The following is an 8,347-nucleotide window of genomic DNA, read 5'->3' as shown; positions in this document are numbered from 1 at the left end:
GGCGTACACCCTGTAGGAGCTGCCGCAGGCTGCGATCTTTTTGCTTTAGCTCAAATACCCATCAGAGCGCAGCAGTGTTTCCAGGCAATGTTCGGTGATGTGGTAGAAATCCTTCAGTTCCTGGATCTTCGCCAGCAGCTGGGCTGGGTTCACCGGCTCGGCGCGCTTGACCGCCAGGATCATCTTGTTCTTGTTGGTGTGGTCCAGTGAGATGAACTCGAACACCTTGGTTTCATAGCCACAGGCTTCGAGGAACAACGCACGCAAGCTGTCGGTGACCATCTCCGCCTGCTGACCCAGGTGCAAACCGTATTGCAGCATCGGCTTGAGCAAGGCCGGGCTCTGGATTTGCAGGCGGATCTGCTTGTGGCAGCACGGCGAGCACATGATGATCGACGCGCCAGAACGGATGCCGGTGTGAATCGCGTAGTCGGTGGCGATGTCGCAGGCGTGCAGCGCGATCATCACGTCCAGCTCGCTCGGCGCCACACTGCGCACATCACCACATTTGAACACCAGCCCCGGATGTTCAAGCTTGGCGGCAGCGGTGTTGCACAGGGTGACCATGTCTTCACGCAGCTCGACACCGGTCACTTCGCCTTCGGCGTTCATGGTATTGCGCAGGTAGTCGTGGATGGCAAAGGTCAGGTAACCCTTGCCCGAACCGAAGTCCGCCACCCGCACCGGTTTGTCCAGCGCCAGCGGCGATGCAGTCAGTGCATGGCTGAAGACTTCGATGAACTTGTTGATCTGCTTCCACTTGCGCGACATCGCCGGGATCAACTCGTGCTTGCTGTTGGTCACCCCGAGATCGGCAAGGAACGGTCGACTCAGGTCCAGGAAGCGGTTTTTTTCGCGGTTGTGCTCGGCGGACGGCACTTCACGCAATTGCTGAGGTTTACTCTTGAACAGCGAGCTTTTGCCTTTTTTGCTGTATTCCAGCTGGGCTTCGTCGGTCAACGACAACAAATGCGCGTTTTTAAACGCCGCTGGAAGCAGTTCGGCAATGCTCGCCACACCTTCGGCCAGCGGCAGATTCTTGGTGATGTCGCGGGTTTTGTAGCGGTAGACGAAGGACAGGCAAGGCTGCGTCTTGACCGTCACCGACTTGATGGTGATCCGCTGCAAATCCACTTCATCGCCGACGTACTTGGCCAGCACCAGTTTGATAAAGGCATTTTGATCGAGGCTGGTTTGCAGCAGATCGATGAACTGGGCGTGATGATCCGGCGCGAGGCTGGCGGGAGTTACGGTGACAGACATGGAAAAAGCGGCCTCGGGGCGGTGCGGATCGGGAATGGCGGGTATTTTAGGGGGGATAGTCTTTCAGGACACGTAGTTATTTACCGAACGGTGTTTTTGAACTCGGCGCAGATCCACTGTGGGAGCGGGCTTGCTCGCGATAGCAATCTTACATTCAACATTGATGTCGACTGATCTACCGCAATCGCGGGCAAGCCCGCTCCCACAGGTTTCAGTGATTAGGGATCAAGTGTTCAGCCCAGAACTATCAGGCGATTCGGCAGCTCATTGCGCACATGGGTTACCGGCACATGCACCTTGAGCAATTCGCCACAGGCCTCGACGCAACTGACAAAGCCTTGCAACGTCTGCCCCTGCCGCACCTGCTGAGTGAACGCAGCGACTATCGCATCCCAGTTCTTGTTATCGAGGCGACTGGAAATGCCCTCGTCCACCAGGATTTCTACATAACGCTCGGCTTCGGAAACGAAAATCAGAATGCCGGTGCTGCCCACGGTGTGATGCAGGTTCTGCTCCAGAAACTGCCGACGCGCCAGGTTCGAGGAGCGCCAGTGACGCACTGAGCGCGGGATCAGGCGGGTAGTGACTTTCGGCAGACGGAACACCAGACACAGCACAATGAAGCTGATCCATTGCACCAGCAGCAGGCTGTGCAGGGTCAGCCAGCCCGTCAGGTAATGCACGATACCCGGCACCACCAGCGCCAGCAGGCTGGCCCACAGCAGCGGAATGTACGCGTAGTCGTCGGCGCGGGCCGCGAGGACGGTCACCAGTTCCGCATCGGTGTCGCGCTCGACCCGGGCAATCGCCTCGGCGACTTTGCGTTGTTCGTGTTCAGTCAGTAATGCCATGTTGAGAAGTGCCTGCTCATTTTTATTATTACCAGCCGCCGGACGAACCACCGCCCCCAAAACTGCCACCGCCGCCACTGAAGCCCCCGCCCCCACCGCCGCCAAACCCGCCTCCGCCGAATCCACCACCACCGAATCCGCCACCCGAACCGCCCGAACCGCCCGAACCACCGCGACCGGCCGGAAGAATACCGAGCATCTGGCAAACAAACACAGTCAGGATGAACAACAACACCAAAAATACGAACAATCCCGGGTGCTGCGAGACAAAATCGTCACCGGGATCGCCATTGGAGTCATACACCGTCGATGGCTCGTCCAGAGGATTGCCGCCCAACACCACCAGCATCGCCGCCACACCGTCGCTGATGCCCTTACTGAAGTTACCGGTCTTGAACGCGGGCGTGATCACCTGATGGATGATCACCGAACTCTGGGCGTCGGTCAGGCGATCTTCCAGCCCGTAGCCGACTTCAATGCGCAGTTTGCGCTCATCCCGCGCGACGATCAGCAAGGCGCCGTTGTTCTTGTCCTTCTGGCCGATGCCCCAGTGACGACCCAACTGATAGCCGAAATCGGCAATGTCGGTGCCCTGCAAATCCGGCAGGGTGACCACCACCAGTTGCTCGCCAGTCGCTTTTTCATGGGCCTGAAGTTGTTGCGTGAGTTGCTCGCGCACCGCTGGCTCGATCATTTGGGCGTTGTCCACCACCCGCCCGCTCAACGCCGGGAACTTCAATTCGGCCTGCACCGCCAGGGCAAATACCCAGAGCAACAGCATCAGGCCCAGCTTCATCACACGCATTGGCAACCTCACCCAAATCCCCGACGCGGGTTCAAAATTTCACTTCGGGGGCCTTTTCCGAACCCGGCGTGGCTTCGAAGGTCTCGCGAACCGGCAGGTTGCTGTACATCACGCTGTGCCACAAACGACCGGGGAACGTACGGATTTCGGTGTTGTAATTCTGCACCGCAAGAATGAAGTCACGTCGGGCAACGCTGATGCGGTTCTCGGTGCCTTCCAGTTGCGATTGCAGGGCGAGGAAGTTCTGGTTGGCCTTGAGGTCGGGATAGCGCTCGGACACCACCATCAATCGACTCAAGGCGCCGCTGAGCTGATCCTGGGCCTGCTGGTATTGCTTGAGCTTTTCAGGGTTGTCCAGGGTCGAGGCATCCACCTGGATCGAGGTGGCCTTGGCCCGGGCCTCGATCACTGCGGTCAGGGTTTCCTGCTCATGGGCCGCGTAGCCCTTGACGGTTTCCACCAGGTTGGGGATCAGGTCCGCACGGCGCTGATATTGGTTCTGCACCTGCCCCCACGCGGCCTTGGCCTGCTCATCGAGCGTCGGAATGTTGTTGATGCCGCAGGCGGTCAGCAACGTGGCCAGCACCAGCAACGTGGCGGCTTGCAAGCCCGACCGGTAGGACTGTCGTACATTCATTTCGGTGACGCTCCCTTCATATTCATGGAAAACCAACCGGCGACCCTCTCGGACGGCTCTTGGGGCATAATCGGCCGCGCCACTGGATTGCATCGGGGCAATGGGCTAAAAGATGCCCTACGCAAAAACATCCGGCAGACGGCACCTTTTCAGGCGGCCGTTTTCAGATAAGCACCCGAACAACAATAGACGCTCCCTAACTTTTGGCTGGCCGGCGCGTACATCGCCGCTTGGGCCCTTGAGAAAACTATTCATGAAGAAGCTGTGTTTGCTGGGACTGCTAGTCAGCCTGGCCAGTCATAACGTATTGGCCGCTACGACACCCCCGCCGCTGGAAAACAAGGACGCCTTCATCAGCAACCTGATGAAGCAAATGACCCTCGATGAAAAAATCGGCCAGCTGCGACTGATCAGCATCGGCCCGGAAATGCCCCGGGAGCTGATCCGCAAGGAGATCGCCGCTGGCAACATCGGCGGTACGTTCAACTCGATCACCCGCCCGGAAAACCGTCCGATGCAGGACGCGGCTATGCGCAGTCGCCTGAAGATCCCGATGTTCTTCGCCTACGACGTGATCCACGGCCACCGCACCATTTTCCCGATCCCGTTGGCCCTGGCGTCGAGCTGGGACATGGACGCCATCGGCCTGTCCGGGCGCATCGCCGCCAAGGAAGCCGCGGCTGACAGCCTCGACATCACCTTCGCGCCAATGGTCGACATTTCCCGCGACCCGCGCTGGGGCCGTACCTCCGAAGGCTTCGGCGAAGACACCTACCTGGTGTCGCGCATTGCCGGCGTGATGGTCAAGGCATTCCAGGGTACTGGCGCCAACGCCGCCGACAGCATCATGGCCAGCGTCAAACATTTCGCCCTGTACGGTGCGGTCGAGGGCGGTCGCGACTACAACGTGGTCGATATGAGCCCCGTCAAGATGTACCAGGACTACCTGCCGCCGTACCGTGCGGCGATTGACGCCGGTGCCGGTGGCGTAATGGTTGCGCTGAACTCGATCAACGGCGTGCCGGCCACCGCCAACACCTGGCTGATGAACGACCTGCTGCGCAAGGAATGGGGCTTCAAGGGCCTGGCCGTCAGCGACCACGGGGCGATTTTCGAGCTGATCAAGCACGGCGTCGCTCGCGACGGTCGCGAAGCCGCGAAGCTGGCGATCAAGGCCGGCATCCACATGAGCATGAACGACACCCTGTACGGCAAAGAGCTGCCGGGGCTGCTGAAATCCGGCGAGATCCAGCAGAGCGACATCGACAACGCCGTGCGTGCGGTGCTCGACGCCAAGTACGACATGGGCCTGTTCAAGGACCCGTACCTGCGCATCGGCAAGGCCGAGGATGATCCGGCCGACACCTACGCCGACAGCCGCCTGCACCGTGCCGAGGCCCGTGACGTCGCGCGTCGCAGCCTGGTGTTGCTGAAAAACAGCAACGAAACCCTGCCGCTGAAGAAGAACGCGAAAATCGCCCTGGTCGGCCCCCTGGCCAAAGCACCCATCGACATGATGGGCAGCTGGGCCGCTGCCGGTAAACCCGCGCAATCGGTCACCCTGTTCGACGGCATGACCAGTGCTCTGGGTGACAAATCGACACTGATCTACGCCCGTGGCGCCAACATCACCAGCGACCCAAAAATCCTCGGTTACCTGAACTTCCTCAACTTCGATGCACCGGAAGTGGTCGATGACCCGCGCCCGGCAAACGTGCTGATCGACGAAGCGGTGAAAGCCGCCAAGGACGCTGATGTGGTGGTTGCGGCCGTGGGCGAGTCCCGTGGCATGTCCCACGAGTCATCGAGTCGCACTGACCTGAACATTCCGCAAAACCAGCGTGATTTGATCCGTGCGCTCAAAGCCACCGGCAAACCGCTGGTACTGGTGCTGATGAACGGCCGTCCGCTGTCGATTCTCGAAGAGAAAGAACAGGCTGACGCCATCCTGGAAACCTGGTTCAGCGGCACCGAGGGCGGCAACGCCATTGCCGACGTGCTGTTCGGCGACTACAACCCGTCGGGCAAACTGCCGATCACCATCCCGCGCTCGGTTGGCCAGATTCCGACCTACTACAACCACCTGACTATTGGCCGGCCGTTCACGCCGGGCAAACCGGGCAACTACACCTCGCAGTATTTCGATGACACCACAGGTCCTCTGTACCCGTTCGGCTACGGCCTGAGCTACACCGACTTCAGCCTGAGCGACATGGCCCTGTCATCGACCACGCTGAACAGGACCGGCAAGCTCGACGCCAGTGTCACGGTGAAAAACACCGGCAAGCGCGACGGCGAAACCGTGGTGCAGCTGTACATCCAGGACGAGACCGGCTCGATGATTCGCCCGATCAAGGAACTGAAGAACTTCCAGAAAGTGATGCTCAAGGCCGGCGAACAGAAAGTCGTGCACTTCACCATCACCGAGGACGACCTGAAGTTCTACAACACCCAGCTCAAATACGCGGCAGAACCGGGCAAGTTCAACGTGCAGATCGGCCTGGATTCCGAGGACGTGACGCAGCAGAGTTTTGAGTTGCTGTACCCCCTAAAAGCAAAAGATCGCAGCCTGCGGCAGCTCCTACACTGATCTGATCGTTCCCACGCTCCGCGTGGGAACGCCTCTGGGGACGCTCCGCGTCCAGTGACGCGGAGCGTCACGGGCTGCATTCCCACGCAGAGCGTGGGAACGATCATCATCTTGCTCTACCCCCTCCGATCCAACAGATTCACCACCAACCGATCCACCCATCCCCACACCCGCTGCTTGATCCGCCGCCACAGCGGCCGGCGCCGCCATTCCTCCAGGCTCACTTGCTGGCTCAACGCGAAATCCCGCTCGAAACTCGCCGCCACCGCCTGGGTCAACTTGGGGTCCAGTGCTTCAAGGTTCGCTTCCAGATTGAACCGCAGATTCCAGTGATCGAAATTGCACGAGCCAATGCTCACCCAGTCGTCGATCAGGACCATTTTCAGGTGCAGGAAGCACGGCTGGTATTCGAAGACTTTCACCCCCGCCTTGAGCAAACGCGGGTAGTAGCGATGCCCGGCGTAGCGCACCGACGGGTGATCGGTGCGCGGGCCGGTCAGCAGCAGCCTCACGTCTACGCCTCGGCCGGCGGCGCGGCGCAGGGAACGGCGGACTTTCCAGGTCGGCAGAAAATACGGTGTGGCCAACCAGATGCGTTTCTGGCCGCTGTTCAGCGCACGAGTCAGCGATTGCAGAATGTCCCGATGCTGACGGGCGTCGGCATAGGCGACCCGCCCCATGCCCTCGCCCATGGACGGCACGCGGGGCAGACGCGGCAAGCCGAAATGCGCGGCGGGTTTCCAGGCGCGGCGATGGCGGTTGGCGATCCACTGGCGGTCGAAGAGCAATTGCCAGTCCAGGACCAGGGGACCTGTGATTTCCACCATCACTTCGTGCCATTCGCTGGCGTCTTCGCCCGGCGTCCAGAATTCATCGGTGACACCGGTACCACCTACCACCGCCAGGCTCTGGTCCACCAGCAACAGCTTGCGATGGTCGCGGTAGAAATTGCCGACCCAGCGCCGCCAGCTCAGGCGATTGTAGAAACGCAATTCGACCCCGGCGGCCATCAAGCGCTGGCGCAGGGTCAGTGTGAAGGCGAGGCTGCCGTAGTCATCGAACAGACAGCGTACCCGTACACCGCGCTCGGCAGCCTGCACCAGCGCCTGCACCATGGACTCGGCACAGGCTCCGGCTTCCACCAGATACAGCTCCAGCTCGACCTGTTCCTCGGCGCGGGCAATCGCCACGAGCATGCGCGGGAAGAACTGCGGCCCATCGATCAGCAGTTCGAATCGATTGCCTTCACGCCAGGGAAAGATCGGGCCGGCCATGTCAGCGCGCCGTGAAGATCAGCACCGCACCCACCGGCACCGACAGACTGATCGCCGACAGGCCGGCGACCTTGCGCAGCGTTTCCAGACCCGGCGCCAGGTCGAAGTCCTCGGCATTGATGACCAGCGGCTCAAGAGTCACCACCTGAAAGCGCCGATCGTCGAGACGGGTCGCCAGCAGTTCGGCGTTATATGTGTGTTGTTTGCCATGCAGATCGACGGTCAGCGGCAGGCGCAGTTCCAGCTGCGCACCGGGAGCGAGGTCGTTGATCGGGCGCAGGTCGATTTGCGTGGTGATCAGTGCCTCGGGAAACTTATCGATCTCAAACAGCTCCTTACGCATGCGTTCATCACGCAAGGGAATGCCGCTGTTGATCGAGTCCAGCTCAACCTCCACTTCGGCCACCCCTTTGGGGTCGACCTTGCCGTGCAGCACCAGAAAGCGCTGCACTTCGGAAATATTGGCGTTTTTGGTGCTGACAAATGACAGCCGCGAAGACTCGCCGTCCAGATACCAATTGGCGTGGGCCGACAGCGAAGCGCTGGCCATCAGCAGCAAGGCGAGGGTTTGGGTGACTGACCGCTTGAACATAGAGACTCGTGGGGGCAAGTAAACCTGTGCTGAACCTTAACCGGCCTGACACAGGTTGCAAGAATTGTGTTGCCTTGAGTCTCTAAACCGTCACAAGTTCCACCGCTTCACACATGACCCTGTGGGAGCGGGCTTGCCCGGGTAGAAAGCGTCGGCAGCCTCAATACATCCACTGCGGCTGACTTTGTATTCGCGGGCTTGCCCTAATGCCGGTCAGTTAAGGCATTTGTAGGAGCGAGCTTGCTCGCGAAAAACTTCAGGACGCCGCGTTCATTCAGAATTTCCGCGTTATCGTTAACGTTTTTCGCGAGCAATCGAGCGTCGACCGGCTGCTC

At 60.1% G+C, this 8,347-nt stretch carries 7 protein-coding genes; 1 reads left to right on the top strand and 6 read right to left on the bottom strand.

What is annotated here, in order from left to right:
- Positions 1 to 45 precede the first annotated feature (45 nt).
- The 4 genes from ACRESJ_RS09525 to ACRESJ_RS09510 all read right to left on the bottom strand — a co-directional run bounded on the left by ACRESJ_RS09525 (position 46) and on the right by ACRESJ_RS09510 (position 3,556).
- A complete protein-coding gene (locus ACRESJ_RS09525; protein ID WP_431757688.1) occupies positions 46 to 1,263 on the bottom strand; it encodes a class I SAM-dependent methyltransferase in 1,218 nt (405 codons plus the stop codon).
- Positions 1,264 to 1,496: 233 nt separating this feature from the next.
- Positions 1,497 to 2,114, bottom strand: coding sequence for a TPM domain-containing protein (locus tag ACRESJ_RS09520; RefSeq protein ID WP_431757687.1), 618 nt, complete (start codon positions 2,112 to 2,114; stop codon positions 1,497 to 1,499).
- A 28-nt stretch (positions 2,115 to 2,142) separates the two neighbouring features.
- A complete protein-coding gene (locus ACRESJ_RS09515) occupies positions 2,143 to 2,919 on the bottom strand; it encodes a TPM domain-containing protein (RefSeq protein ID WP_431757686.1) in 777 nt (258 codons plus the stop codon).
- 31 nt (positions 2,920 to 2,950) lie between these two features.
- Complete coding sequence (locus tag ACRESJ_RS09510; protein ID WP_431757685.1) at positions 2,951 to 3,556, bottom strand: LemA family protein; 606 nt, start codon at positions 3,554 to 3,556, stop codon at positions 2,951 to 2,953.
- 253 nt (positions 3,557 to 3,809) lie between these two features.
- Between ACRESJ_RS09510 and bglX the strand changes: the two genes are divergently transcribed.
- Positions 3,810 to 6,146 carry a beta-glucosidase BglX gene (gene bglX, locus ACRESJ_RS09505; protein WP_431757684.1) on the top strand — a complete coding sequence of 779 codons (2,337 nt, stop codon included), beginning with the start codon at positions 3,810 to 3,812 and terminating at the stop codon, positions 6,144 to 6,146.
- A gap of 116 nt (positions 6,147 to 6,262) precedes the next feature.
- Here the strand turns inward: bglX and ACRESJ_RS09500 are convergent, their stop codons facing one another.
- A complete protein-coding gene (locus ACRESJ_RS09500; protein WP_431757683.1) occupies positions 6,263 to 7,420 on the bottom strand; it encodes a phospholipase D-like domain-containing protein in 1,158 nt (385 codons plus the stop codon).
- Position 7,421: 1 nt separating this feature from the next.
- Entirely contained in the window at positions 7,422 to 8,012 is a 591-nt protein-coding gene (locus ACRESJ_RS09495; protein ID WP_431757682.1) for a YceI family protein, read from the bottom strand.
- Positions 8,013 to 8,347: the final 335 nt, after the last annotated feature.

Origin of the sequence: Pseudomonas sp. (assembly GCF_050739655.1) — a bacterium.
GTDB lineage: Bacteria > Pseudomonadota > Gammaproteobacteria > Pseudomonadales > Pseudomonadaceae > Aquipseudomonas.
This window is presented reverse-complemented; position numbering and strand designations above follow the sequence as displayed.

Excerpts from the sequence above, each read along its gene's own strand:
- ACRESJ_RS09525 (WP_431757688.1), bottom strand. The coding sequence starts at position 1,263 with ATGTCTGTCACCGTAACTCCCGCCAGCCTCGCGCCGGATCATCACGCC.
- ACRESJ_RS09520 (WP_431757687.1), bottom strand. The coding sequence starts at position 2,114 with ATGGCATTACTGACTGAACACGAACAACGCAAAGTCGCCGAGGCGATT.
- ACRESJ_RS09515 (WP_431757686.1), bottom strand. The coding sequence starts at position 2,919 with ATGCGTGTGATGAAGCTGGGCCTGATGCTGTTGCTCTGGGTATTTGCC.
- ACRESJ_RS09510 (WP_431757685.1), bottom strand. The coding sequence starts at position 3,556 with ATGAATGTACGACAGTCCTACCGGTCGGGCTTGCAAGCCGCCACGTTG.
- bglX (WP_431757684.1), top strand. The coding sequence starts at position 3,810 with ATGAAGAAGCTGTGTTTGCTGGGACTGCTAGTCAGCCTGGCCAGTCAT.
- ACRESJ_RS09500 (WP_431757683.1), bottom strand. The coding sequence starts at position 7,420 with ATGGCCGGCCCGATCTTTCCCTGGCGTGAAGGCAATCGATTCGAACTG.
- ACRESJ_RS09495 (WP_431757682.1), bottom strand. The coding sequence starts at position 8,012 with ATGTTCAAGCGGTCAGTCACCCAAACCCTCGCCTTGCTGCTGATGGCC.